The 26,313-nt window shown below is 51.6% G+C and carries 11 protein-coding genes and 1 pseudogene; 4 read left to right on the forward strand and 8 right to left on the reverse strand.

Features of this window, described 5'->3' with window-relative positions:
- Nucleotides 1-154 precede the first annotated feature (154 nt).
- Entirely contained in the window at nucleotides 155-1,378 is a 1,224-nt protein-coding gene (locus tag Q0628_RS08875) for an ATP-binding protein (RefSeq protein ID WP_298770225.1), read from the forward strand.
- Here the strand turns inward: Q0628_RS08875 and Q0628_RS15730 are convergent.
- The 3 genes and pseudogenes from Q0628_RS15730 to leuC all read right to left on the reverse strand — a co-directional run.
- A pseudogene (locus tag Q0628_RS15730) lies at nucleotides 1,375-1,485 on the reverse strand (TIGR04076 family protein); the annotation flags it as partial. The gene Q0628_RS08875 and the pseudogene Q0628_RS15730 overlap by 4 nt on opposite strands.
- Nucleotides 1,486-2,023: 538 nt before the next feature.
- The gene (locus Q0628_RS08880) at nucleotides 2,024-2,626 is read right to left on the reverse strand and encodes a 3-isopropylmalate dehydratase small subunit 2 (protein ID WP_072810665.1); all 603 of its coding nucleotides are present in this window, start codon (nucleotides 2,624-2,626) and stop codon (nucleotides 2,024-2,026) included.
- Nucleotides 2,627-2,639: 13 nt separating this feature from the next.
- Complete coding sequence (leuC, locus tag Q0628_RS08885; protein ID WP_298770227.1) at nucleotides 2,640-4,055, reverse strand: 3-isopropylmalate dehydratase large subunit; 1,416 nt, start codon at nucleotides 4,053-4,055, stop codon at nucleotides 2,640-2,642.
- Between the two features lie 249 nt (nucleotides 4,056-4,304).
- On the opposite strand from leuC, the gene Q0628_RS08890 reads away from it, so the two are divergent.
- Complete coding sequence (locus Q0628_RS08890) at nucleotides 4,305-6,689, forward strand: glycoside hydrolase family 5 protein (protein WP_298770229.1); 2,385 nt, start codon at nucleotides 4,305-4,307, stop codon at nucleotides 6,687-6,689.
- A gap of 73 nt (nucleotides 6,690-6,762) precedes the next feature.
- Here the strand turns inward: Q0628_RS08890 and Q0628_RS08895 are convergent, their stop codons facing one another.
- The 3 genes from Q0628_RS08895 to Q0628_RS08905 all read right to left on the reverse strand — a co-directional run bounded on the left by Q0628_RS08895 (nucleotide 6,763) and on the right by Q0628_RS08905 (nucleotide 9,339).
- Entirely contained in the window at nucleotides 6,763-7,212 is a 450-nt protein-coding gene (locus Q0628_RS08895) for a hypothetical protein (protein WP_298770230.1), read from the reverse strand.
- Between the two features lie 192 nt (nucleotides 7,213-7,404).
- Complete coding sequence (locus tag Q0628_RS08900; RefSeq protein WP_298770232.1) at nucleotides 7,405-8,919, reverse strand: M23 family metallopeptidase; 1,515 nt, start codon at nucleotides 8,917-8,919, stop codon at nucleotides 7,405-7,407.
- 9 nt (nucleotides 8,920-8,928) lie between these two features.
- A complete protein-coding gene (locus Q0628_RS08905) occupies nucleotides 8,929-9,339 on the reverse strand; it encodes a hypothetical protein (protein ID WP_298770234.1) in 411 nt (136 codons plus the stop codon).
- Nucleotides 9,340-9,728: 389 nt separating this feature from the next.
- Between Q0628_RS08905 and Q0628_RS08910 the strand changes: the two genes are divergently transcribed.
- Nucleotides 9,729-17,051 carry a tandem-95 repeat protein gene (locus tag Q0628_RS08910; RefSeq protein WP_298770236.1) on the forward strand — a complete coding sequence of 2,441 codons (7,323 nt, stop codon included), beginning with the start codon at nucleotides 9,729-9,731 and terminating at the stop codon, nucleotides 17,049-17,051.
- 250 nt (nucleotides 17,052-17,301) lie between these two features.
- On the forward strand, nucleotides 17,302-20,175 hold the full coding sequence (locus Q0628_RS08915; protein ID WP_298770238.1) for a T9SS type A sorting domain-containing protein: 2,874 nt from the start codon (nucleotides 17,302-17,304) through the stop codon (nucleotides 20,173-20,175).
- A gap of 67 nt (nucleotides 20,176-20,242) precedes the next feature.
- Here the strand turns inward: Q0628_RS08915 and Q0628_RS08920 are convergent, their stop codons facing one another.
- Nucleotides 20,243-21,835, reverse strand: coding sequence for an ATP-binding cassette domain-containing protein (locus Q0628_RS08920; RefSeq protein ID WP_298770240.1), 1,593 nt, complete (start codon nucleotides 21,833-21,835; stop codon nucleotides 20,243-20,245).
- A 31-nt stretch (nucleotides 21,836-21,866) separates the two neighbouring features.
- The gene (locus Q0628_RS08925; protein WP_298770242.1) at nucleotides 21,867-26,300 is read right to left on the reverse strand and encodes an acyl-CoA dehydratase activase; all 4,434 of its coding nucleotides are present in this window, start codon (nucleotides 26,298-26,300) and stop codon (nucleotides 21,867-21,869) included.
- Nucleotides 26,301-26,313 lie beyond the last annotated feature (13 nt).

A 26,313-nucleotide genomic window follows, 5' to 3' on the forward strand; every position in this document is an offset into this window, starting at 1 on the left:
CGAAAGAAGCCCCTGCTTAAGGTTGCTTGAGCGGGAAATTTTGTTGTAATTTGTAATTTTACCTTTATTTTTGTGGATTAAATCCGCATTTTTACAGGCGAAACTTGATTTTGGCTTGAATTTTGTGTATATTCTCCATGAAAATGGAGGCTGTATGCTGCACAGGTTTATCCAAAATAGGCTCGAAAATGTTTTCAAGTACTTTCCCTGCGTCCTGCTAACGGGAGCAAGGCAAGTCGGCAAGACGACCCTTGTCAAGGAAATTATCCCGTCGCAATCTATGGTCACGTTTGATCCTGTCGAAGATGTTCGTGGGGCAAAGGCCGATCCTGATCTGTTCTTGCAGCAGATGCCTGTTCCTGGTTTTTTGGACGAAGTGCAGTTTGTGCCTCAGGTACTTGCGTCTCTGAAAAGGTTTGTCGATACAAGAGGCTCGCGCAAGTCCATGTTTTACTTGAGTGGCTCGCAAAACCTGAGTGTCCTTCGCGGAGTGGCGGAATCGATGGCGGGGCGCATTGCCGTGATCGATCTCTATCCACTTTGCTATAAGGAAATGTTCCAAAAGTCTGAACGCGGTGTGCTCGAAGCGTGGCTGCAAGATGGTTCGGATGATTTCTCCGCTTTCGGTGACGGTTCTGTTCCTGCATTAGCAAAACTTATGTGGCGCGGCGGAATGCCGGGCATTTTGGAAATGCCCGATGAACTTATTCCCGATTATTTTACGGGTTATATGCGTACCTACATTGAACGTGATGTCCGTACCGTTGCTGAAATTTCAAATCTTACTCTGTTCTCTCGTTTTGTGCGGTTGCTTTCGGCCCTTTCAGCGCAAGAGGTGAATGAAAGCGAACTGGGGCGTGATCTCGGAATTGACAGGACGACGGCTCTTCGTTGGAAAAATGTTTGCGAAGCGACCTATCAGTGGATTTCGATTCCTCCGTTCACTCGCAATGCAGTCAAGAGAATTTCAGGAAAGAGCAAGGGATATTTTGTCGATACGGGTTTCCTTTGCCAGTTGCAGGGAATTTATTCTCCCGATGTTTTGATGTCGCATCCGTTATGCGGTCATGTTTTTGAAAGTTTTGTGGTGATGGAAATTGTCAAGCGGATTAATGCTTGGAGTGCAAGGCCCCAGCTTTACCATTACAGAACTTATGCGGGGGCTGAAGTTGACTTGGTCTTGGAATACAATGGAAAGTTGTATCCGCTGGAATTCAAAATCGCGACGCATCCTACAAAAAAAGATGTCAAGGGTTTTGCCTCATTTAGGGAAACGTTCCCGCAAGAAAACATTGCTGCCGGAATTGTCGCTAGCAATACGCCCGTTCCATACAAACTATCCGATGATGTATGGGCTGTCCCTTGGTGGGAACTTTAAATCACTTCTATATAAAAGCTGAATGGTCTAAATCCGTCGTTGCAACTGATCATGGCGCTCATGGGATTCTTCATCCAGCCGTCGTAAAAATTGCCTTCGCCTTTGGCGAATCGCTGTGATTTGGACTTTGTTCATGGTTATTCGTAAATTGTTTGGTGTTCTATAGGTGTATACACCACGGAATCTAGCATTGTATTTGAAATCCACCCTTGGCATCTTTGACGGCTTTCGTTTTTCTTATCCTTTTTATATGCAAAAGATGATGAATCATTTGATTTTAGTATGTAAACTGAGTCTCCGGCTTGTATATAACAGTATATATCCTGAAGCTCTTTTTGCCGATATAGGGGTATAGTTCCCTCTTTGCTTGATGATTCATTGTAACTACTGGCACACCCAATGAGTATCAGTGTAATGATGATCGATGTGATAAATTTGATTCTCATTTATACGGATTCTGCAAAAGCTTTTCACTATAAACATACAAAATAACACCCGGCTTTTAAACCGGGCGCTTTGTAATGCTGGTCTGGATCCTTCGACTTCGGGCTGGCGCCCTTCGCTCAGGATGACACTTCGTCGTAAGATCACTTCGGCAGGCTCAGCGACCTTACCAACCACTGCCTACTTCCTACCGTCTACTTCTTACTTCAAAAAGTTCATATACGGCAGCTTGCTTGCAAGTTCCTGCACCTTGTCGGCGTTGGCCATGAGGGCGGAACGTGCGTGCCAGGAGCCGTCGAGGAACTGACCGCGGGGGCCGTCAGCAAGCGTGAGCTCGATGGTTTCGTCTCCCATCTTGAGCGTGCGGCTTTCGGTGCTGGTGACGAGTTCTTCGCTCGGGTGTGCTTCGATCCAGGCGAGGATCTTGTCTGCAACTTCGTGGCTCACCTTGTAGCAGGGCACGCCAATAGCCACGCAGTTACCGAAGAAGATTTCGGAGTAGCTTTCGGCGATGATGGCGCGGATGCCCCAGCGCTTCAGGGCCTGCGGAGCGTGTTCACGGCTGGAGCCGCAACCGAAGTTCTGGTTCGAGACGAGAATGGAGCCGTTCTTGTAGGCCGGATCGCGGAAGGGGTGGACCTTGCCCTGAGCGGCGAGGCCTGCGATATCGTCGGCAAAGGCGTTGTCGCCGAGGCCTTCGAACGTGACGCACTTGAGGAAGCGTGCCGGGATGATACGGTCAGTGTCGATGTCGTTGCCGCGTACAGGAACGCCGGAACCTTTAACAATGTCGATAGAATTCATTTTTTAAATCTCCTTAGCGTTGCTTGATGTACTTGCGGACGTCGGTGACACAGCCTTCGATGGCGGCGGCGGCCACCATGGCGGGGCTCATGAGGATGGTGCGGCCCGTGGGGCTGCCCTGACGGCCCTTGAAGTTACGGTTGCTGGAGGAGGCACTCACCTGGCGACCCTTGAGCTTGTCCGGGTTCATGGCGAGGCAGAGCGAGCAGCCTGCTTCGCGCCATTCGGCACCGGCTTCCTTGAAAATCTTGTCGAGACCGAGAGCTTCGGCTTCCACCTTGATCTTCATGGAACCCGGAACGACCCACATCTTCACGGTCGGGGCGACCTTGTGGCCCTTGATGATTTCGGCGGCGGCCTGCAAGTCGCTGAGGCGGCCGTTGGTGCAGCTACCCACGAAGGCGATGTCGATGGGGCGGCCAATCATCTTGGAACCTTCTTCCCAGCCCATGTATTCGTAGGCTTCGGAGATGACCTTCTTTTCGCTGCCTTCGAATTCGTCAATCTTCGGCATGTTGCCGTTCAGCGGGATGGCCTGAGCTGGAGTGATACCCCAGGTAACCATCGGTTCGAGGTTGTCGCAGTTGATTTCGACTTCGTCGTCAAACTGGGCGTCGGCGTCGGTAGCCACGGACTTCCAGTAAGCGACGGCTTCGTCCCACTTGTCGGCCTTCGGGGCGTACGGACGGCCCTTGAGGTATTCGAAAGTCTTTTCGTCGGGGTTGCAGTAACCGACGCGGGCGCCGCCTTCGATAGCCATGTTGCAGACCGTCATACGGCCTTCCATGCCCATTTCTTCGATGACCGGACCGGCAAATTCATAAGCGTAGCCAACGCCACCATTCACGCCGAGCTTAGCGATGTAGGCGAGGGCCACGTCCTTGGCAGTCACGCCCGGCTTGAGCTTGCCGGTGAACTTGATGCGGCGAGTCTTGAGCGGGCTCATGGCGAGCGTCTGGGTGGCGAGAACGTCTGCCACCTGGCTTGTGCCGATGCCGAAAGCGATAGCACCGAAGGCACCGTGGGTTGCCGTGTGGGAGTCACCGCAGGCAACGGTCATGCCCGGCTGGGTCACGCCTTCTTCGGGGCCCACGATGTGGATAACGCCCTGTTCGGCGGTAGCGGGGCCAAAGAACTTGATGCCGTTGTTCTTGGTGTTGTTTTCAATGTGGGAGAACATCTCTTCGGAAATGCCGTCCTTGAGCGGGCGGTTACGTTCCGGGAAGGTGGTCGGGATAATGTGGTCCACCGTGGCGAAAGTGCGTTCCGGGAACAGCACCTTCTGGCCTTCTTCGCGGAGCTGCGCAAAAGCCTGCGGGCTCGTGACTTCGTGGCAGAGGTGGAGCCCGATAAAGAGCTGGCACTGGCCGCTCGGGAGCTTAGCTACCGTGTGGCTTTCAAAAATCTTCTGATAGAGTGATTTTCCCATGATTTTGTCTCTTTTTTATGCCTTTTCGAATTATTCTCCAGGCTGATTAATTGCGGCGTAAATATAGAAAAAACGAAAATGGGTGTCTAGCGGCGTTTGGGGATGCCTGTTTAACGGGAAAAAGTGATGTAGAACACGTTTTGCTGAAAATCTGTTGTCTTGGTAACAATAGTAAACGATTTATACCCAAAAAAAAGCATTAGAATTCGCATTATGAAAGTATTTTTAGGGTATAAACAGCGAGGTACCATGTTTATTCGTAAAAATTCGTTCCAGGCGATCGTTTTTTCTTCCATGTTGCTGTCATCTGCAGCCTTTATCGCCTGTTCTGATGATTCTTCTGCTTCTGGAACTTCTGAAAATGAGGTCCCTGTAGATTCCACTAATGTTAATATTCCTGGGGGTGATCCGACTATTCCGACTGATCCGACGCAACCGGGCGTTCCGGGTGAATCCAGTAGTTCTGGCGAAACGACCCAGACTCCGGAAGAACCGGAACAAAGCATTGCGGATACCCCTATCTCTGAAGATGAACTGAAGGACGATGGTGCGGCTGACGTGACCTCGCTTGCGATCAATGTTTCGGGTGCCGCAGAAATCGGTCCCTTCGCCGATGGAGCTGCGGTATCGGTCTATTCTGTAGATGCGAAGACCATGGTGTCGTCTACCACTAAGATTGATGCTAAGGTTTCCGGAAATTTGGGAAAATTCTCGGTAACGGGCAATTTGACCTCAGCCATAGCAAGTGTTGAAGTTTCAGGTAGCTATGTCAATTTTGCGATGGATGAACAGCATTTTGCAAGGCTTCCTCTTAAGTCGCTGACCGATATGCGTAACCGTAAGACGGTCAATGTAAACGTCCTTACTCATATTGAGTATGGCCGTGTGCAGAATTTGGTGTCTCAACAAGGACTGAGCTTTACTGCTGCTAAAATCCGTGCCGAAAAGGAAGTACAGGAAGCTTTCGGCTTCAAGCATGATTCTACCTTATTTGAAGATATTACGCTCTTCTCTACGGGTGATGCAGTGCGTAATTTGCAAGCTGTATCGACGGTGCTTCTGATGGACCGTAATGCAGATGAAGTTGATGTGCTTCTTTCCAAAATATCGCAGGATATTGCCGAGGACGGCACATGGGATGACGAGGATTCCAAGGCACTTCTTGGTGACGCAGCCTTCGAAAATGACATTTCGGATGCGTACAACAAACTGATTCGCTTGGGTGGCTCCGATATCGAAAATTACCAGAGTTCTGTTGATGCCATCTGGGCTTCTGCTTATGGACTCGGAAAGTGTGACGCGTCCAATGACCGTCAGTTGAAGCCGAATGCGAATACGAAGAGCGGCCGTTATGGCTCTCAGTTTGTTTGCCGTGATGGCGCTTGGTCTGTTGCGACAAAGGCTATTCTCACGGACTACAGCGCAACGGCTCAATATGGCGCATGTACGGAAGCGAACGAGGGCAAAATGGAGCTGCAGGCCGATGGAAGCTATGTCATTTGTAGCCGGGAAACCTGGCGCGAGGCGACCAGCTCGGACATTGATAACCTAAAGGTTGCCGAATCGAATGGCGCCTGCACTGCCGATAAGGCTGGAAATATCGTCCAGGTTGGATCGGACTACTACATTTGTAGTTCTAATATTTGGCTCAAGACGAAGAATACGCCGGTTGACTATTCCAAGGGCCGAGCAATGAATAAGCGTCTTGGTCGTGGCATCAACTTCGGTAACTCCTGGGATTCTCAGGGAAGTGATGATTGTGGCTGGAGCAACTGCATTCAGGATGGCTGGTTCAAGATTGCGAAGGATGCCGGTTTCAATTCTATCCGTCTTCCGGTTCGCTGGGACAATGATGCCTCTGGTAGCAATGTGAGCAGCAGCAGGCTTGCTGGTGTGAAGGCTGACATTGAACTTGCCCTAGCTCAGGGAATGGTCGTGATCGTAAACTTCCATCATCATGCTATAGCATCCAAGTACAGCTCTAGCGAAAAGGAAAGATTCGTGGCCATGTGGGCTCAGGTGGCGAAGGAAATGGATAAGTACGGAGATGACAAGATTGTTCTTGAAATATTGAATGAACCGAATGGAATCACTGTGGATCAGGTGAATGATTTGATGACTTCGGCTTACAAGGTCATTCGTCAGAATGCGCCGGGCAAGACAATCATGTTCGAAGCTGGCGGATACGCCAAGTTTGCCCAAATCAAGAACTTGACGCTGCCTGCCGATGGTAACATCATTGTGAGCGGCCATTACTATGAACCCTATGGCTTTACGCATCAGGGACATGGTTACAATGCCAGCGCGTCGGCAACCTTCTCGACGAAGACTATTAACAATGATTTCCAGGACTATGCTGATGCGATTTCCCAGACGTTCCCTGATATTAATGGTGGTTGCGTGCCGATAAATATGGGTGAATTTGGCGTGGCAACGACTAATGGTGGAAGCCAGGTGTCCGAATCCAGTCGTGCCCAGTGGACCGATGCCGTCATTGCCGCTGCCGAAAAGCATGGATTCTCCTGGCAGTACTGGGGCTTCGCTGGAGTCGGTGGCTTCGAAGCCTATAACAAGAATTCCGGTCAGTGGTATAGTGAAATTTACCAGGTGTTCCAGAAGTACCTGTCCAAGTAGAGTTTGATCTCCTCACAGAAACAAAGAACCCGCGGGTAACCGCGGGTTCTTTTCTGCAAAAAGAAAAAGAATATTAATACTGTTCGATTTGTGTATCGAAGTGGTACTTTTCGTGATAGTAGGCGAGCATTTCGCTTGTGCTCGTGAATGCTCCGGCGCGAATAGCGGAACGAACTTCCGGATTGTTGCGGGACATTTCAATGATTTTTGCATCTATGTCCTTGAACAGCAAGGTGTTAGATGCCATTGCAACATGGTTCTGGTTGTAGTCCAGATGGTAACGGCGTTCCAACATCTGGAAAAGTTCGGACTGGCACTGGTTTTCAGGAGGGTGTTTCTTGACCACGGGCATGTAGCACTTGTTGATGTAGTCCTGTTTGTAGGAAATAATCATTTCATCAATGGCAGGAATGTTGTGGTCGGAATCGTGATCGGCAAGTTCAGCTTTAGGGGTGACTACTCCGGAGCATCCGGTAAGGAATGCGGTGGCAATGGATGCAAGAGCCAAAACTCTAAACTTCATTTATCGTGTCCTTTTTTTTGTTGATACCAAATCCCTAATTCCGAAACAAAATTATTTAAATGTCAAATTGTTGGCGAGGGTCGCAATGTAATAAATAGCTTACAACATGGGAAAAAAAACGGTATGAGAACACTTTTTGCTCTCTGGCGTGATTGGCATCACTTGTGGCAAACTGTTGCTAGTTTCGCAACATCATTTGTTGGGCTTGAATTGATAGAACCACTTTATCGGATCTATTACTTTGTACCTAACATTGCCGATGCGCTTGTCACCATTCTTGCTGATGATCCCAGTGACAATATGGGCGTGCGGTCCGGTCGTGTGGCCAGTAAGTCCGACTGTTGCAATGGGATCGCCGGCCATGACTTCCTGCCCATCCAGATACAGCAATTGATCGCAGTGCATGAAGATGATAACATCTTTTTGACGTACGAGTCCAATGATGATTCCTCCTCGTTCATCTCGGCTAGTCCAAGCCTTGGCGGCAAAGGGGGCGAGGATTCGCGCCCCCTGTCTGCTGGCAACATCGATTCCATTATGTTGTCTGAATTGCGGTGTCGCTTTGGCATGGTAGAATTCCGTGAGATAGGCGACGCTGTCAGAAACGATCGATGTCCAATATTTCCATGCGGCTCCGATAGAATCGGAGGCGGTGTTCTCGACAAAATCGGGTCTAGAAAACTTGATGACAGTTCCCTGCGGTGGAATGTTTATTTTGTTGTTTTCCCAGGATCTTGGAGGAAACCCGTTTTCTTCGAGCGTAACATCAATATATTGTCGCACCATGCGGTCCGAAGTAATCAACGCGTTGAACCGGCCTATTGCATACCTTGCGATACGTTGCATGGACTCCTTTCCGTCGAAAGTGTATTCGAAGGAGGGGGATATCGAAAGGTGATCGCGTTCATGAATCCTGTTTCGGCTAGTGGATAGGCTAGACTCTGCCTTTGAAATATAGAAGAAAGGGACGGCGATGGCGACAAGTAACAGGAGCGGGAATAATATTCGGAAAGCTTTCGAAGATCCGTCGAGTGGGTTTTTTTCAAGGATAGATATCTTGTGCAGTGGTTCGATGATCTTGGCCAGTGTTGCGGGATTTTTTTTCCAGTTGCATTGCCTGATTTCTTTGAAAAAGGAATGGCTGCGCTTTACTGCATTGTATGCGTGGTAGTATTTCTTTTTGTTTGGTTTTTGCGGCAGAAGCCACAAAAGGTTCGCGCTGTTGAAATGCGATAGGCCCTCTAGGAATGCCGATGCCGTTTCGACACTTTCTGCGTCAATGACGATGAGCCTAGAAATCAATTTGCTGTAATTGGCTTCTGCATCATTGATGTTATTGGGGAGGATGAATATTATTTGCGGAATCTTTTTCTTGATCTGCTGAATGTTGTGGTAAAGAAGTCTGAAATCGTTGTCGTTTTGAGGAAAGCTCCTAGGCCCGGTAACAGTCCATCCGTCTGTAACAGAGTCTAGTTGATCAAGAATGTCCTTGCTGAGTGTTTTTTTGTATAGGTCGGAACACTCGATGGGGGCGTTTCCCTTGAAGGTGTTCATACCTGAAAAATCAACTACGATAAAACGAGCGCCGGCGTTTAACGCCAGCGCAAGCTCTTGCAAGGCTTTGAGTGAAATCTCGTTTTCGCCAGGAAAGACGAAACTAGTGACTCCACCTTGCCCATATAGGTCGTTTAGGACCTTTTTCTGCATGGCTCCTTGTTATGCCTTTGCTGTTCCGCGGGGGTAGGTGAAACCGGCGGGCGGAGCGGCGACAAACTTGTCGACGAGCAGGTAGAGTTCCTCGGCAGAAGCTGCAGGATTGAAATAGATTTCCTGGTTCCTGTTCTGAGTGCGGCCTTTGAGAGGTTCATTCTTGCGAGAACGGCTCACTACGCCGAGCGGGAGAACTTCCAGAAGCGGAAGTAGGCCAAAATAGCGGAAAAGGCTGAAATTCTTCTGCCAGGTAGCGCGTTCGGCGAGAACCGCGAAAGTGCCGTCAAAAATAGCCTTCGTCTGGAGAAGTTCGTCGGAGGTCATGGTCACCAGCTGGTGGTTGGTGGGAAAGTTGTTCACGAAGTTTACCATGTCGCCCTTGAGGTAATTGGCGTCGCAGAGAAAAACGAATTTCATTTTTTATCCTGATTTTATTTGAGGTTGTGATTGCAAAATAGTTTTTTTTGAGCGAATTGTCATTCATGCAGACCTTGTCAAGAAGCGAAATGCCTTGTTTTTGGAACTTTTTGTTCCGGTTTTTTGTAAAAAGTTTGTAAATTTTTTTTCTGAGATCTTGTTTGGGAAGGGTAGAAAATTCTAACTCGTTGACAGTCAATGAGTTAAGAAAAATCTCCGTATTTGTCAACGGAAGAATTGCTTTTTTTTTATCAAATTTTAGCGTTTTATTAATAAAAGGCCATTAAAAACATTATATTTGACCTCAAAAACCGTCCCAACTTGTGTGGGCGGTCACGTTTTTGTGAATGCAAAAAAGCAAAGTGGATGAAAATTATGGGAGATCGTAAATGAAACGAAAACAATGGTCTGTAACGGCTCTTCTTGCTTCGGCCGGATTACTCGCCTCCGTGGGTGTTGCTCAGGAAGCGAATGCCGATGCGGCTCCGGCCGTTGAAAATAATGCGCCTTCGGTGATGGGAATTCCTGGTGAATCTGTTAATGAAGGTGGCAAGTTTGCCGATATCAAGCTCGATAAGTATGTTTCCGATGATCTGGATAAGCCCGAACAGCTCAAATGGTCTGTTTCCGGAAACAAGCAGCTGAAAGTTTCTATTTCCAATGACCGCATTGCGACGATCACGATTCCTGACCAATATTGGAATGGTTCCGAAGACATTACGTTCATGGCGACGGATACGAAGGGTGCCGCAGGTTCCGAAACGGTGACCTTTAGCGTCGAGTCCGTGAACAATCCTCCGGAAGTGAGCCAGATTCCGGATCAGACCATCGATGAAGGTAAGACCTTCTCTAAGATTAAACTCGATGATTATGTGAAGGATGCGGACCATCCGAAAAATCAGATTCTTTGGGAATTCGACATTCAACCGGTGGGTAAGGACCAGGCTGAAGGCGATCTCAATGTTGAAATCGATCCGAATCGCGTGGCGACGGTGATTATTCCAGATGAAAACTGGTATGGTGCCGCGAAGATCAAGTTCACGGCGACTGATGGCGAATATGCTAGCGACTCCAAGACAGCCAACTTTGTTGTGAAGCCCATCAACGACCCTCCGGTCGTACAGAAGATTCCTGATCAGACCATCGAAGAAAAGAATGAATTCGATATGGTCAATCTCTCTGATTATGTGAGCGATGTCGATGATGACGTTTCGAAAATCAAATGGACCATTTCTGGTAACAAGGATCTTAAGTTCGAAATAGACAAGTATGGCTCTGCAGTCATCAAGATTCCGAACGAATTCTGGAATGGTTCTGAAACGGTGACCTTTACGGCGACCGACCCTGCTGGTGCGGCTGTAAGCACCAAGGCGACCTTTACGGTGAAGTCCGTTAACGATGCTCCTGAATTTGTTCAGGAAATTTCGGAACAGACGATTGATGAAAAGCAGGAATTCAAGCCCATTGAACTGGATAAGCTGGTCAAGGACCCTGACCACAAGTTCGAACAGCTGAAGTGGACCATTTCCGGCAACAAGGACCTCAAGGTCACGGTATCCGGCAAGACCGCTACGATCAAGATTCCGAACAAACTCTGGAATGGCAGCGAAACGATTAAGTTCAAGGTCTGTGATCCGGCTAATGCCTGTGCCGAATCCGAGAATTCCTTCACTGTGAACTCCGTGAATGACGTGCCGCAGCTTGTGAAGCAGATTCCTAACCAGTCTATCGATGAAAAGAAGACCTTTGCAAAAATCAAGCTCGATGATTTTGTCAAGGATGAAGACCACAAGAGTTCTGAACTTTCCTGGGAAGCAGAAGTGAAACATCAGGGCAAGGAACCGGAATCTGGTACTTTGTCTGTAAATATTGACGAAAGCCGCATGGCCTCTATCGAAATTCCGGATACCTACTGGAACGGTACTGCCGTGGTGACTTTCACTGTGACGGACCCCGAAGGCGCTTCTGCGAAGCAGGACGTGACTTTTGCTGTCAAGTCCATCAACGATCTCCCTGTATTCAAGAAGATTCCTGACCAGTCTATTGAAGAAAAGAGCGAATTCAATTCTGTTGTGCTCGACGAATATCTCTCCGACGCCGACCACGATATTTCCAAGCTGAAGATTGAAATTACCGGAAACAAGGACATCAAGGTTAACATGAATGCCAAGACTCGCGAAGTGTCGTTCAAGACTCCGAGCGAACTCTGGAATGGTTCTGAAACTCTGACCTTTACCGCTACGGATCCTGAAGGTGGCAAGGCTTCTACCCAGATGAAGCTTTCCGTGAAGTCGATCAATGACCCTCCGGTCATGAAGGATATCGCTGAACAGACCATTAAGGAAAAGGGCGTATTTAAACCGGTGGAACTTGACAAGTTTGTCGAAGATCTCGACCACGAAAAGGGTAAGCTCAAGTGGACAGTGACGGGCAACCGTGAACTTAAGGTAGCCATCGATGGTAACCGCGTGATGAAGGTGACTCCGCCGTCTCCGCAGTGGAACGGTTCCGAAACGCTCACCATCAAGGTGACCGACCCGGAAGGCGCTACCGACGAACGTTCTGTCGCTTACACGGTGGAATCCGTGAACGACGTTCCTGAATTCGTGAAGCAGGTTGCTCCGCAGACTATCAAGGAAAAAGCTCAGTTCCAGCAGATCAAGCTCGGCGAAATGGTTCGTGACCTTGACAACAAGCTTTCTGACCTGAATTTCTCTGTTGATGTCAAGTCTACAATCAAGGGCAAGGAAGCTGGACTTACGGTTGAAATTGATGCTCAGAAGGTGGCTACCATCAAGATTCCGAACAAGATGTGGAACGGTGCTGACGAAATCACCTTCACGGTTTCTGACCCCGAAGGTGCGAAGGCGACATCCAAGGCTCTGTTCACCGTTCAGTCTGTGAACGATGTGCCGGTCCTCAAGAAGATTCCGGATCAGATGATTGATGAAAAGATGGAATTTGCTTCGGTCAATCTCGCTGAACTTGCTTCTGACCCAGACCATGCCTTCAATCAGCTGAAGTGGACTGTTTCGGGGAACAAGCAGTTGAAGATTGACATTTCTAAGGATGGCACGGCTACGATTAAGACTCCGTCCAAGCTTTGGAACGGTTCTGAAAAGGTGACTTTCACGGTAACCGACCCAGAAGGTGCTACCGCCAAGTCTGACGCCGTGTTCACGGTGAAGTCTATTAACGATGCTCCGATCATGAAGGACATCGCCAACCAGACCATCAAGGAAAAGGGCGAGTTCAAGCCGATTGAACTTGACAAGTTCGTGAGCGATGAAGACCATGACCTCAAGAACCTCAAGTGGACTGTTTCTGGCAATAAGGCTCTCAAGGTCGCTATCGATGGAAAGCACGTCGCTACGGTGACTGCTCCGAGCAAGAATTGGAATGGTTCTGAACAGATTACCTTCACGGTGACCGACCCCGAAGGCGCTTCTGATAAGCGTACCGTGACATTTACGGTGGAATCTGTGAACGACCTGCCTGAATTTGTGAAGCCGATCAAGGATCAGACGATTCAGGAAAAGCGTGAATTTGCGATTATCAACCTGAACGATATCGTGAAGGATGCCGACCACAAGCTTGAACAGCTCTCCTGGAGCTTTGATATCAAGCCGGTCAAGGGATCTGCCAAGGGTTATACTCCGCAGCTCCAGGTCAGCGTGGATGACCAGCGCATGGCAAAGATCGTGATTCCGGACAAGAACTGGAACGGCGCCGAAGAAATTACGTTCAAGGTGGAAGATCCGGATGGTGGCAAGGCTTCTTGCACGGCAGTCTTCACGGTTCAGTCCGTGAACGATGCTCCGACCATCGGTAAGATCAATGACCAGTCCATCAAGGAAAAGGAAGAATTCAAGTCCTTTAACTTGAAGGAACTTGTCAAGGATCCGGATCATCCGTATGAAAAGTTGAAGATTGAAGTGACTGGTCAGAAGGAACTGAAGGTGAATGTGGGTAAGGACGGCGTAGTTTCCGTCAGGGCTCCGACCCCGTTGTGGAATGGTACCGAAAAGCTCACTGTTACGGTGACGGACCCCGAAGGAGCTTCTGCCAAGACGATGGCAACCTTTGCTGTGCAGTCTATCAACGATCCTCCGGTCATGAAGGATATTGCAAATCAGACTATCAAGGAAAAGGGTAGCTTCAAGTCGATCGCTCTCGATAACTTTGTCGAAGATCTCGACCATCCGAAGAGCAAACTCAAGTGGAAGATCGAAGGTGCCAAGGAACTCAAGGTTGCTATGGATGCAAGCCACAATGTTTCTGTGACGCAGCCGAATCCGAACTGGCATGGTAAGGAAACGATCAAGTTCACGGTGACCGACCCTGAAGGTGCAAGCGACAGCCGCTCCGTGACCTTCACGGTGGAATCGGTGAACGACGCTCCTCAGTTTGTACGCGAACTCAAGGATCAGTCTATCGACGAAAAGAAGCAGTTCCAGACAATCAAGCTTGACGACCTGGTGAAGGATCCCGACCACAAGAACGGAGAACTCAAGTGGAGCTTCGATGTGAAGCCTTCCAAAGCTGGTGGTGCAGCTCCTGCCAAGGGCAAGAAGGGCAAGGGCGCAGTCGAAGAAAAGGCTCCGGCCGGCGAAACGCTCAGCGTGAAGGTCGACAAGAACCGCGTGGCAACCATCGCCATCCCGAACAAGTATTGGAATGGTGCTGCTGACATTACCTTCACGGTGACTGACCCTGAAGGTGCGAAAGCTTCCAAAACCGCTCATTACGAAGTTCGCTCGATTAATGATGCTCCGGTGATTTCCGATAAGGCTCCGAAGGGCGAAACGATTCGTGAAAACGGCGTGTTCAGAACGATCGATCTCTCGATGCTTGCCTCTGACCCGGACCACAAGGCCTCTCAGCTCAAGTGGAGTGTGTCGGGCAACAAGGGTCTCAAGGTGAATATGCGCAAGGACAACACGGTGATCGTGTCTGTTCCTGATGATCAGTGGAACGGCAAGGAAACCATCACCTTCACGGTGACCGACCCGGAAGGCGCTTCTGACCATCATAAGATGCTCTTTGAAGTGACTCGCGTGAATGATGCTCCTGTTCTGAAGCAGATTCCTGGTCAGAAGATTAAGGAAAAGGATCACTTCAAGCCTATCAAGCTTGACGAATTCGTGAAGGATCCGGATAATAAGCCTAATGAACTCAAGTGGAAGGTTTCGGGTAACAAGCAGCTCAAGGCTGACATCTCTCCGAGCCGAATTCTCACGGTTTCTGCTCCGAATCCGAACTTCTGGTGCGCTCCGGAAACGATCGTCATTATGGTGACCGACCCGGATGGAGCATCTTCCTCCGTCCTTGCAAACTTCGAAATCACTTCTGTGAACGACGCTCCTGTTCTGAAGCAGATTCCTGATCAGAAAATTAAGGAAAAGGGCCAGTTCAAGGAAATTGATCTCAACAAGTTCGTGCACGATCCTGACCACAAGCTCTCTGAATTGGTGTGGACGGTGAAGGTTGACAAGGTGAACGCTGCTCCGGCTGCAAAGCCTGCCAAGAAGGCTAAGAAGCCCGCCAAGAAGGGTAAGGGCAAGAAGGGTAAGGAAGAAAAGGAAGAACCTGAAGAAGCTGCTCCGGCGGCACCTGACGGATTCCAGGTGGAAATTGATAGCAAGAACATTGCTCGTGTGAAGATTGATGACAAGTATTGGAATGGAGAACGCAATGTGACCTTCACCGTGAAGGATCCGGAAGGCGCTTCTGATTCCAAGACCGTTAACTTCAAGGTTGAATCGGTAAACGATGCTCCTGTAATCAAGCCTATTCCTATCCACTCTATCCAGGAAAAGGAACACTTCAAGCCGCTTGATCTCGCTCAGTTCGTTTCCGATCCGGATCATCCGTTTGGTGCTTTGAAGTTGGAAGTTGCTCCGGCTCGTGCACTCAAGGCCTCTATCAACGCCAAGAAACAGCTGGTGGTGTCGACTCCGAACAAGTTCTGGAGTGGTTCTGAAAAGATCAAGCTTGACGTGGTTGACCCTGAAGGTGCAAAGGCCACTCAGCAGATTACCTTTGAAGTGACTCCGGTGAACGATCCTCCGGTCGTGAAGAATATTCCAGGCCAGAAGATCAAGGAAAAGGAAAAGTTCGAAATCGTCGACCTCTCCAAGGTTGCCGAAGACCCGGATAACAAGCCCAATGAGTTGCATTGGAGTGTTTCCGGCAACAAGGAACTGAAGGTAGATATCAAGGGTACTCGTGCCCAGATTCTGACGCCAAACCCGAACTGGTTTGGTAAGGAAACACTGACATTCACGGTCAAGGATATTGCGGGGGCTTCTGCTTCTGCCAAGGCAACCTTCGAGGTGACTCCGGTGAACGATCCTCCGACTCTCAAGCCGGTGCAACCGTTTGTCATTGAGGAAAAGAAGGCTTTTGCTCCGTTTGATTTCAGTAAGGTCGTGAGCGATCCGGATAACAAGCTCGAAGAATTGGTGTGGACTCTCGACAACGATGTTCCGAATGCCCCGAAGGGCAAGAAGGGCAAGAAGGCTGCTGGTGGTCCTGCAGTGAAGCATGAAATCCATTTCATGATTAACGAAAAGGGCTTGCTCCAGGCGGAAACTCCGAACCCCTATTGGAATGGTACCGAAACGGTGACGGTGAACGTGTTTGACCCGTCTGGCGAAAAGGCTTCTGTTCCGGTGAAGTTTACCGTGAAGCCGGTGAACGACTCCCCGGTGGTTAAGGAAATCCCGGCTCAGGAAACTCTGCAGGGTGGTTCCTTCAAGCCCATTAAGCTCGACCAGTATGTGACTGACCCGGATAACAAGGCCCATGAAATTAGGTGGAAGGTGACGGGTGCTAAGAACCTGAACGTTCAGATTACGGGTGGCCGTGAAGCCGTGGTGAAGCCTAAGAAGGCTGACTGGTTCGGTGAAGAGACCTTGATCTTTACAGCAAGTGACCCTGCCGGTGCAATGGATAAGTCTGTCGTGAAGTTCACGGTGAAGCATGTGAATGCGGCTCCGATCATGCGCGACATTCCTGACTTTACGATCAAGGAAGATGACAACAATGGTGTTATCGCCGTCATCAAGCTTGACCAGTATGCTCGCGATAAGGATCATCGTTTTGATGAACTCAAGTGGGCCTTTACTGGCAACAAGTTCCTTGAAGTAAAGTACGACAAGTACAAGAAGACCGCTACGGTGGCTCAGCCGCATCCGCACTGGAATGGTAAGCCGGAACGCATTACCTTCACGGTGACGGACCCCGATGGCGCTAAGGCCAGCAAGACAGCTCTGTTTACGGTTATTGCAGTGAATAATCCTCCTGTCGCCAAGGCCCAGACCTACATGACCCAGGAAGGTGAAGAACTCAAGGTTTCCGCTAGCGAAGGCCTTATGTCTGGCGTGATGGATCCGGATGGTGAAAAGCCGGTCGCGGTACAGCTTCTCCAGAAGCCGCGCAACGGTAAGATCAACCTGAACGAAAGGGATGGTTCCTTCACCTACATGCCGAACAAGGGCTTTAGCGGTCTCGATGAATTCACCTTCAAGGTGAAGGATCCGGGTGGACTTTCTTCTCAGGCAACGACTGCCGAAGTTAACGTTTCCTTCAAGATGAAGGATCTCCGTGGCAACGACAAGAAGGCTGAACCCAAGAAGGAAGAACCGAAGGAAGATGATAAGGCCCCGGCGAAGGGTAAGAAGAAGGGCAAGAAGGGCAAGCGCCGCTAATCAATAAGTGGCAGAGCTCTTGCTTGCTTCTTCCAAGAATTTGATTAAAGCTTAATAACAGAAAATCCCGCTCCCAGAGCGGGATTTTTGCGTTTTTGGGAATTATGGTCCCGAAATGACTATCTGGTGTTGAAATGTTCAAAACGGAAAAATTCCGCAATTGACGCTTTTTTGCCTTTTTTTATGGCTGAATTATATTTTTGAATTGGATGCAAGGGCCTGTTGCCCATTGTGGTTTAGGGATAAATTTATGAAAAAAGGATTGTTTGGTGCTTTTGGACTTTGCCTGTGTGCCGTGATGGGGACGCCGGTGACGTCTGCTTATGCTGCTGAAAAGGCGGCTGATTTCAGCTGGAGCAATGTGAGCATGGGCGGGGGCGGTTTCGTCTCCGCCGTGATAGCCTCTCCGGTAGACAAGGGCCTGTTCTATGCCCGTACCGACGTGGGCGGCGCTTACCGCTGGAACGAATCGACGGCCCGCTGGGAATCGATGATGGACTGGGTCGATGTTTCCGAGCGAGGCCTTTTGGGAATCGAGGCCATTGCCGTTGACCCGCAGGAATCGGGCGTTGTGTATATGGTGGCGGGGACCAGTTACTGGAACAACGGCCGTACGGCGTTCCTCCGCAGTAGCGACAAGGGCGAATCCTGGGAAGTAATTTACACTTGGGACGAAGACGGAACCAAGGGTACCAAGGTGGCACGCTTCGGTGCACATGGTAACGGCATGGGCCGCGGAAACGGTGAAGCCTTGGCGGTCGACCCGAACGATTCGAAGATTATGTTCTATGGCTCCAAGAATAAGGGCCTCTGGAAATCGACGGATAATGGTTCGAGCTGGAGCCATGTGGATGCGTGGACCAAGGCTGCCGGGAGCGATACGACGTGGAACGGTTCGGGATTCAGTTTTGTGCAGTACGCTCCGGGCAGCTCCAAGGTGCTTTACGCCGGATTCTTGCGCGAAGGGACGACGGCCAAGGGTACGTTTGAAAATGTGTTCACCTCGACCGATGGCGGTGCAAGCTGGAAGGCGCTCCCGATTCCTGACAAACTGCGCAGCACGGCCGGCGGAAGCATTGTGCGCCTGATGCCGCAGCGTGCGGTGGTTTCGGGCGACGGTAAAACGATGACGGTGACCTTTGCTGACGGCGCTGGGCCGCATTCCATGATGTGGGACGAAGGCTGGGGCATGATTTACGACGGCTTCGGTCGCGGTGCGGTGCTGCAGCTTGATGTGGCATCGGCGACTTGGTCCGATGTTTCTCCGGAAAACTATCTGGACGAAGGTGGCGATGCCAAGTACGACAAGGTGGATGTGAAAGGCATGGTCGACTGCGAAGCGGCTGGCGGCACCGGCAAGACCTGCGAAGAATATTACCCCTACATTGCCCCTTATGGTGGCATAGCCATCAATCCGAAAAATGCAAACGAAATGGTGGTGACCACCGAAGGCTATCGCGGTCCGCAGTTCTGGTACACGGCCACGAGCGATACCAGCGGCAAGTGGAGCGACCAGTGGGGTACTAACATTTACCACACGACCGACGGCGGCAAAACCTGGATTGCAAGCTTCAAGTATTACTGGATGGAAGGTGGCGTTTACCCGACTACTCAGCAGATGGATGCCAACGGAATTGGCTGGATGCATAACGGTTCTATCCACTGGTCCGGTAGCGTTGCCATGGATCCGTTCGACAACAACCGCGTCTTTGTGACTTCGGGTAACGGTATTTTCCGCTGTGACAACCTGAGCGATTATGTGTATAAGGAAGCGGAGAATTCTTGGGAAGAACCGCAGCTCACCATGAACCAGGTGTGGCATTTCTCGGCACATGGTGTCGAAGAAACGGTGCCCTTTGAAGTGGTGAGCATTCCGGGTGGCCCGATGATTTCGATCATCGGTGACTACGACGGATTCCGTCACGATGACATCGCAAAATATCCCGCTTTTAGGCACCAGACGAATGTGGGCGGCTCTAATGTATCGCTGGGTACGACGCAGGGCCTCGCTTACGCTCCCAAGAGCGGTAAGCTTGCAAAGGTGGCTGACAAGCGCGCCTATGAAGGCCAGTACAATGCAATTCCCATTGCCCCGGTGCAGTATTCCCTTGACTCGGGCAAGACTTGGACGGTGGAAACTTATACAGGACCTGACGAAAAAGCGGCTAAGGGCACGGTAGCTCTTTCGGCAAAAGGTACTTACACCATCTGGGTTCCGATGGAAGGAACAACCGATGTCTACCGCAATTACAACGGCACGACTTGGGAAAAGGTGTCGGGTATCGACAACACGGCCTACGTGGTGGGTGACCCTGAAAACGACGACGTGTTCTACGCCTATACCAAGGCGGATGGCAAGTTCTATAAGAGTACCGATGCGGGCGCAAGTTTCAAGGCCGTGAGTACGCCGGGCGAAAGCGCGTTCAAGAAGTTCCGTGCCATTCCGGGCTTTGAGGGCGATTTGTGGTTGCCTGTCGCTATTCAGGATCCGTCGAACGGAACGCCGGCAAGCGGAAAGCTGTTGCATTCGGCCGATGGTGGTGCCACCTGGACTGCGGTTGAAGGTGTCGGTTACTGCGAAGCGGTGGGCTTTGGCGCTCCCAAGGAAAAGGGCGGCTACCCGGCGATTTATGTGTTTGCAACTATCGGTAAAGTGACGGGTGTGTTCGGCTCTGACGATAAGGGTAAAACCTGGACTCGCGTCAATGACGACGGTCACGAATACGGCGGCCTTGCAAACGGCGAATTCGTGATGGGCGACATGAATACTTATGGCGTTGTGTACATGAGTACGGCTGGTCGCGGCATTGCTGCCCGTGTTCCGAGCGACTGGAACATGGGAACGTCCAATTCCGATGGTACGACAAAGGTTGCTCCGTCTGCAAAGGTCATGGCTTCCGCTTCAGTAACTTATGCAAACGGCAATCTGGAGCTTCGCCTGAATGCAACCGTTGCTCGCGTGAGCGTGTTCGACATGCGTGGCAAGAAAATTTCTAGCCGCTATTACAGCAGCTCTGCCTCGGTACCGCTCAAGGAACTGGTGCGTGCCAAGGGCAGCTATTTTGTTCGAGTCGATAACGGCAAGAAGGTGCTGTTCGCAAACCGCGTGATTGTGACGCGGTAAAATAAAACGCTTTTGATAAATGAAAGAATCCCGCTCATTGAGCGGGATTCTTTTCAAATTAGAAACTTTATTTTTTCTTCTTTTTGGACTCCAGCCATTCATCGAAGGTAATGCTACGGTCCAGCACGCCGTCGGGCGTCAACTCCAGCACGCGGTTCGCAATCGTCTGCACGAATTCGTGGTCCTGGGAGCAGAAGATAATCGGGCCCTGGAAGGCGGTGAGGCCGTTGTTGAGGGCGGTGATGGCTTCCAAGTCGAGGTGTGCTGTCGGTTCGTCGAGCAAGAGGCAGTTCGCGTTGCTGAGCATCATGCGGCTGAGCATGCAGCGCACCTTTTCGCCACCGGAAAGCACGTTCGCGCTCTTGAGGGCTTCTTCACCGGTAAAGAGCATGCGGCCGAGGAATCCGCGAATGAAGGTTTCGTCCTGTTCCTTGCTGTACTGGCGCAGCCAATCCACCAGGGAGAGGTCCGTACCGAAGTAGGCGTCGTTGTTTTTGGGGAAGTAGCTGTAGCTGATGGTGTTGCCCCACTTGAGAACGCCATCGGGTGCCTTGGTTTCTTCGGCGATGAGCTGGAAGAAGGCGGTCTTGAGCGTGTCGTATTCACCGACGAGGGCCACCTTGTCGCCACTGTTCAGGCTAAAGTCGAAGTTCTTGCAGATAATGCCGTCGCCGCCATCGATGGTGGCGTTCTTGACTTCGAGCACGATCTTGCCCGGCTCGCGGTCCATCTTGAAGTTGACCCACGGGAACTTACGGCTGGAGGCCGGCATTTCTTCGACGGTCATCTTGTCGAGGAGCTTCTTACGGGAGGTGGCCTGCTTGGCCTTGGCGGCGTTAGAAGCGAAGCGGCGGATGAACGCCTTGAGTTCTTCGATCTTTTCTTCGGCGCGGCGGTTCTGGTCCTTGCGCTGCTTCTGGGCGAGCTGGCTTGCTGCATACCAGAATTCGTAGTTACCGCCGTAAATGTTGATCTTGCCGTAGTCGATATCGCAAGTGTGAGTGCAGACCGCGTTGAGGAAGTGACGGTCATGGCTCACCACAATCACGATGTTTTCGAAGCGTTCCAAGTAATCTTCGAGCCAGCCGACGGTTTCCAAGTCCAAGTGGTTCGTCGGTTCGTCAAGCAGCAGAATGTCCGGGTTGCCGAACAGTGCCTGGGCGAGGAGCACGCGCACCTTGAGGCCTGCGTCCAAGTCGGCCATGAGGCTGTAGTGGAATTCTTCGGGAATGCCGAGGCCCTTCAAAAGCACTGCGGCGTTGGAATCCGCTTCGTAGCCACCGATTTCGCCGAAGCGGGTCTCGATTTCCATGGCCTGCATGCCCTGTTCTTCCGTCATTTCGGGGAGCGCGTAGAGTTCGTCGCGTTTCTTGCCGAGTTCGTAGAGTTCGGGGAAGCCCATCATGACGGTTTCGAGAACGGTATTCTGTTCGTAGGCGAAGTGGTCCTGCTTGAGGACGGCGATGCGTTCGCCCGGGTCCTTGGTGACTTCACCGGTGTTGGGTTCGAGTTCGCCCGAAAGGATTTTCAGGAAGGTAGATTTTCCGGCGCCGTTCGCACCGATGACTCCGTAGCAGTTGCCGCGCTTGAAGGAAAGGTTCACTTCCTTGAAGAGGACGCGGCTACCGTATTGAAGACTGACATTAGAAACGTTGAGCATTTACTTTGTGTTCTAGGTTATTGGTTGTGGGCTATTGCTGGTTCGCTTTTTCGAGTTCACGGGCGTTGATGATGAGCATCTGCAGGCGGTTTTCGATGTTCGCAAAGCTCGTATCCGGGTCGTAGTCGAGGCTCAGCACCTGGATGTGCGGGCAACGTTCCTTCACAGCCTTGGTGAGGCCACGGCCAGAGATGTGGTTGGCAAGGCATGCGAACGGCTGCAGAATGATGTAGCTGTTGATTCCGTGTTTCGAGTTGTACAGGATTTCGCCCGGAATCATCCAGCCTTCACCCGTGTTGTAGGTGGGGTCGATGATATCGGACACGTAGTCCTTGAGTTCCACGCAGTCTGCATGATGTTCGTACAGTTTGAACTTGTGCATGGACTTGCGAGCGGTTTCTACAGCGTGTGTATAGACCTTGGAGGTCACGCCGCCTTCGAGACGGTCCATCATCGGGTTTGCAGAGAATCCGCGCTTGATCTTTTCTTCGCGAACCACTTCGTCGACGCGGAAGAAGTCCGTCATGCCCGGCAGGTAGACTTCCATGCCGTTGTTCATCAGGTAGTTTTCTACAAAGCCGTTTGCACTCGGGTGGTAGTTCATCAAGATTTCGCCAAGCACGGCAACGCGCGGCTTGCGGATGCCCTTCTTGCGTTCTTCGGTGATTTCGATACCGTTGAATGCTTCGATGCACTGTTCAAAGACTTCGATGAGCTTGGAGGGGCGCACGAGTTGCATGGTGGAGAGGTGGCCTGCAACGCCAATCACCTTCGGCATCCATTCGTCGTAAACCTTCTGGGTGTCGCCAGCGTTCACTTCGTACGGGCGAACGGCGCGGTACATGGTTTCGATAGCGTCCATGGTCACGAGGCCCCACAGCATGTGGAGTCTAAAGTCGAGACCCAGCTGGAAGCCCGGATGCATGCCCTTGTAGTCCACGCCGGTCGTAATGATGGTGACATCCTTGAAACCGGCTTCGTCAAGAGCCTTACGGGCGAGTACTGCGTACTGCACGGCGCGGCAGTTTTCGCAGTTCTTGGCAAGGCACATGGAAACCTGGTTCTGCGGAACTTCGGGGTGATCGACGAGCCAGTGGAGCGCTTCGCCGATGTTCACCTGGCAGGGGAAGCAGATGTCGTTATGCACGTACTTCTTGCCGAGTTCGATGGCTTCCTTGTCGGCCACGGGCAGGTATTCGGCGATGAATCCTTCGCGCTTCATGTATTCGCTGGCGAGTACGGAGAAGGCGGGGGAGAGGTTCGGCGTCAGAATGCGACGGCGCTTCTTGTCTTCGGGCAAGAACGGCGTATGGAATAGCGGTTCGTTGCTTTCGGGCTTGTCGGGCAGGTTCGCTGCGCGGCGGGCCTTTACCGTTTCGATAAAGCTCTTGACGCGGATTCCCACGGGGCCGCGGGCATCGCCTTCGTCGAGCTTGAGCATGAGCATTTCCTTGTTGGAATCAAGGTGCAGCATGCGCATCATTTCGTCGGTCAAAATCGAGTCGTGTCCGCAACCGAAGCTCACGATCTGAGCAAGTTCGATGTTCGGATCCTTCGCGGAAATCATGGTGGCACCAATCATGCGCAGGTGGAAGGTGTTCTTGATTTCGATACGGGTGTGGCTCGGCACATCCTGATCGTATACGCCGGGGAGCGATTCGGTGGTCAGCACCGGAATGCCCATGGCGGTAAAGTGGCTTGCGATGTTGTGGTTGATGAGCGTGTCCGCATGGTAGGGGCGGCCTGCAATCACCACGGCAAAGGTGTTCTTTGCGCGAACATCGTCCAAAATCTTCTGACCTTCTTCAAGGAGCGTGGTGCGGTAGTTGTTGAGCGCCTTCTCGCCTTCGGTAACGGCCTTGTCCAAAAGCTTCTTGTCGAGCTTCCAGTGTTCGTGGAACCAGTCGATGGTCTGGCTGCGACGGAGTTTGGCGTTGAACCAGTGGAAAATCGGCTGGTCCATGGGTACGCCGTAATTCTTTTCGGGCTCATCGGTGTTCTTGCAAACGTTCGGGTAGGCCTGCACTACGGGGCAAACGGAGGTGGCGGTGAACTTGGTGTGGTCGCTGGGAACCGCAACCATCATGGGGAAGAAGATGCGGTTCACCTTCTTTTCGATGAGGCTGAGCACGTGGCCATGTACAAGCTTTGCCGGGAAGCACACGGTGTCGCTGGGCACGCTGTGGAGCCCCGCTTCGAACATCTTGTAGTCGCTCTGGCGGCTCACCACGACGGTGTAGCCGAGGCTCGTAAAGAAGGCCTTCCAGAACGGGAGTGATGCCCAGAATTCGAGCACTCGCGGAATACCGATGGTCTTGCCGTTGTTTTCGACGAGCTTTGCCGGAGCGTAGTCCTTGACCAAGAGCTGGTTCGTGCGCTTGATCATGTCGGGCACGGACTGCATCTTCTTGTTGATTTCGGCGATGAGCGCCTTGGTCTTCGGATCGTTCGGATCGGCGGTGACTTCGCCGCGTTCGCAGCGGTTACCCGTCACGAAGCTTTGGCCATCGCTAAAGGTCACGATGGTGCGCGAGCAATGGTTGGTGCAGTACTGGCAGAGCTGACCCGGCTGGTTGTGCCAGCTGAAGGTCTTCATGGCGTCAAGCCCGATAAAGCGGCTCTTGAGTTCCGGTTCGGTCTTGCGCTTTTCTTCCATGAATTTCTTGGTAAGGAGGGCGATACCGATAGCGCCCATTTCGCCCGGGCGTTCCGGACGGATTGGCTTGAGGCCTGTGTACTGTTCGAAGGCGCGGAGAACGGCGTTGTTCTTGAACGTACCGCCCTGCACCACCACCTTCTTGCCGAGTGTGTTCAGGTTACGGATACGAATCACCTTCGTGAAAACGTTATTGATAATGGAGCGGCAGATACCTGCGATAATGTCTTCGGGCTGCTTGCCGTCGCGCTGTTCCGTGATGATGGAGCTGTTCATGAACACGGTGCAGCGGGAACCCAGCTGAGAGGGGCTCTTTGCGTTGAACGCGAGTTCTGCAATCTTTTCCATCGGAATGCCGAGGCTGCGGGCATAGGTTTCGATAAACGAACCGCAACCGGAAGAGCATGCTTCGTTCAGAATGATACCCGTGACCACGCCGTCTTGCACGGAGATGGCCTTCATGTCCTGGCCACCGATGTCGAGGATAAAGCTTACGTCGGGGCAAATCTTCTGGGCGGCGTTGGCGTGAGCCACCGTTTCCACTGTGTGGAAGTCGGCATGCACGGCCTTCGCAAACAGCTGTTCGCCGTAACCGGTCGTACCGACACCGAGAATGTTGAGCTTGCAGCCGTATTCTTCGTAGCGGTCGCTGAGTTCGTTGAGGGCGTTCTTGAGCACCTGCAGCGGTTCGCCATTGTTGCTTGCGTAGAAACCGTCCACGATGTTTTCGTTCTCGTCCATGAGCACAAACTTCGTGGTGGTAGAGCCCGCGTCGATACCCAGGTACACGTTGAGCGTAGAGCCCGATACGGGCTGCGGGTAGTGGTTGCCGGCCATCTTGTGTTCTTCGAGGAACATCTTGTATTCGGCTTCGTTCTTGAAGAACAAGTCGGCCGCGGCCTTGGCCTTGTTTTCGGCCTGGCGGGTTTCGTTAAAGTGGATGAGCGCGTCCAGGGAACCTTCCTTGCGGTAGAAGCATTCCTGGTCGGCAAACATGGAACCCAAGGAAAGGGCTGCACCCATGGCTACGAGCACTTCGGAGTGTTCCGGCACAATGGCCTGTTCGTCGTTAATGCCCAGGCGTTCCTTGAAGGCGCGGACAAGCGTCGGGTTGAACGTGAGCGGGCCACCTTCAAAAATCACGGGCGGCTTGATTTCCATACCCTGGGCAAGGCCACCGATGGTCTGCTTGGCAATGGCATGGAAGCTGGAAAGGGCGATGTCTTCCTTGGCGATGCCGTTGTTGAGCATCGGCTGGATGTCGGTTTTCGCGAACACGCCGCAACGGCCCGAAATTTCGTAGACCTTCTGGCCACGCTTGGCAAAGCCTTCGAAGGCTTCGGTCTTGATGCGCAGAAGTTCGGCCACCTGGTCGATAAATGCACCCGTACCGCCGGCGCACACGCCGTTCATACGCATGTCAGAGGCAATGAGCTTGCCGGTGGTCTTGTCTTTTTCGAAGAAAACGACTTTGGCGTCTTGACCACCGAGTTCAATAGCGACTCGGGATTCGGGATAGGTGGCGCGCACCGCGAGTGCGTTTGCCACGACTTCTTGTACAAAGAAGGCGTGGGTGGCTTCGGCGAAGGGCTGACCGCCACTGCCGCAGAAGGCGACTCTGAAATTCTTGTCGGGGAAAAGTCCGTGCGCCTCGCGCAGCACTTCGAAAACCTTCTGTGCCTGCATAGCGTTGTGGCGCTGGTAAGTATAATGCAAAAGCTTGTTGGTCTCTGGATCGACGACCGCGATCTTCACGGTGGTGGAACCAACGTCCACGCCGACCCATAAATCGTTCTTCAAATTGCTCATAGTGGGTTCAAAG

Source organism: uncultured Fibrobacter sp., from assembly GCF_937877005.1.
Taxonomy (GTDB): domain Bacteria; phylum Fibrobacterota; class Fibrobacteria; order Fibrobacterales; family Fibrobacteraceae; genus Fibrobacter.

Bases quoted from the DNA above. Each gene is read 5' to 3' on its own strand.
- Q0628_RS08915 (WP_298770238.1), top strand. From the start codon at position 17,302: ATGAAAAAAGGATTGTTTGGTGCTTTTGGACTTTGCCTGTGTGCCGTG.
- Q0628_RS08900 (WP_298770232.1), bottom strand. From the start codon at position 8,919: ATGCAGAAAAAGGTCCTAAACGACCTATATGGGCAAGGTGGAGTCACT.
- Q0628_RS08890 (WP_298770229.1), top strand. From the start codon at position 4,305: ATGTTTATTCGTAAAAATTCGTTCCAGGCGATCGTTTTTTCTTCCATG.
- Q0628_RS08880 (WP_072810665.1), bottom strand. From the start codon at position 2,626: ATGAATTCTATCGACATTGTTAAAGGTTCCGGCGTTCCTGTACGCGGC.
- Q0628_RS08905 (WP_298770234.1), bottom strand. From the start codon at position 9,339: ATGAAATTCGTTTTTCTCTGCGACGCCAATTACCTCAAGGGCGACATG.
- Q0628_RS08925 (WP_298770242.1), bottom strand. From the start codon at position 26,300: ATGAGCAATTTGAAGAACGATTTATGGGTCGGCGTGGACGTTGGTTCC.
- Q0628_RS08910 (WP_298770236.1), top strand. From the start codon at position 9,729: ATGAAACGAAAACAATGGTCTGTAACGGCTCTTCTTGCTTCGGCCGGA.
- leuC (WP_298770227.1), bottom strand. From the start codon at position 4,055: ATGGGAAAATCACTCTATCAGAAGATTTTTGAAAGCCACACGGTAGCT.
- Q0628_RS08875 (WP_298770225.1), top strand. From the start codon at position 155: ATGCTGCACAGGTTTATCCAAAATAGGCTCGAAAATGTTTTCAAGTAC.
- Q0628_RS08895 (WP_298770230.1), bottom strand. From the start codon at position 7,212: ATGAAGTTTAGAGTTTTGGCTCTTGCATCCATTGCCACCGCATTCCTT.
- Q0628_RS08920 (WP_298770240.1), bottom strand. From the start codon at position 21,835: ATGCTCAACGTTTCTAATGTCAGTCTTCAATACGGTAGCCGCGTCCTC.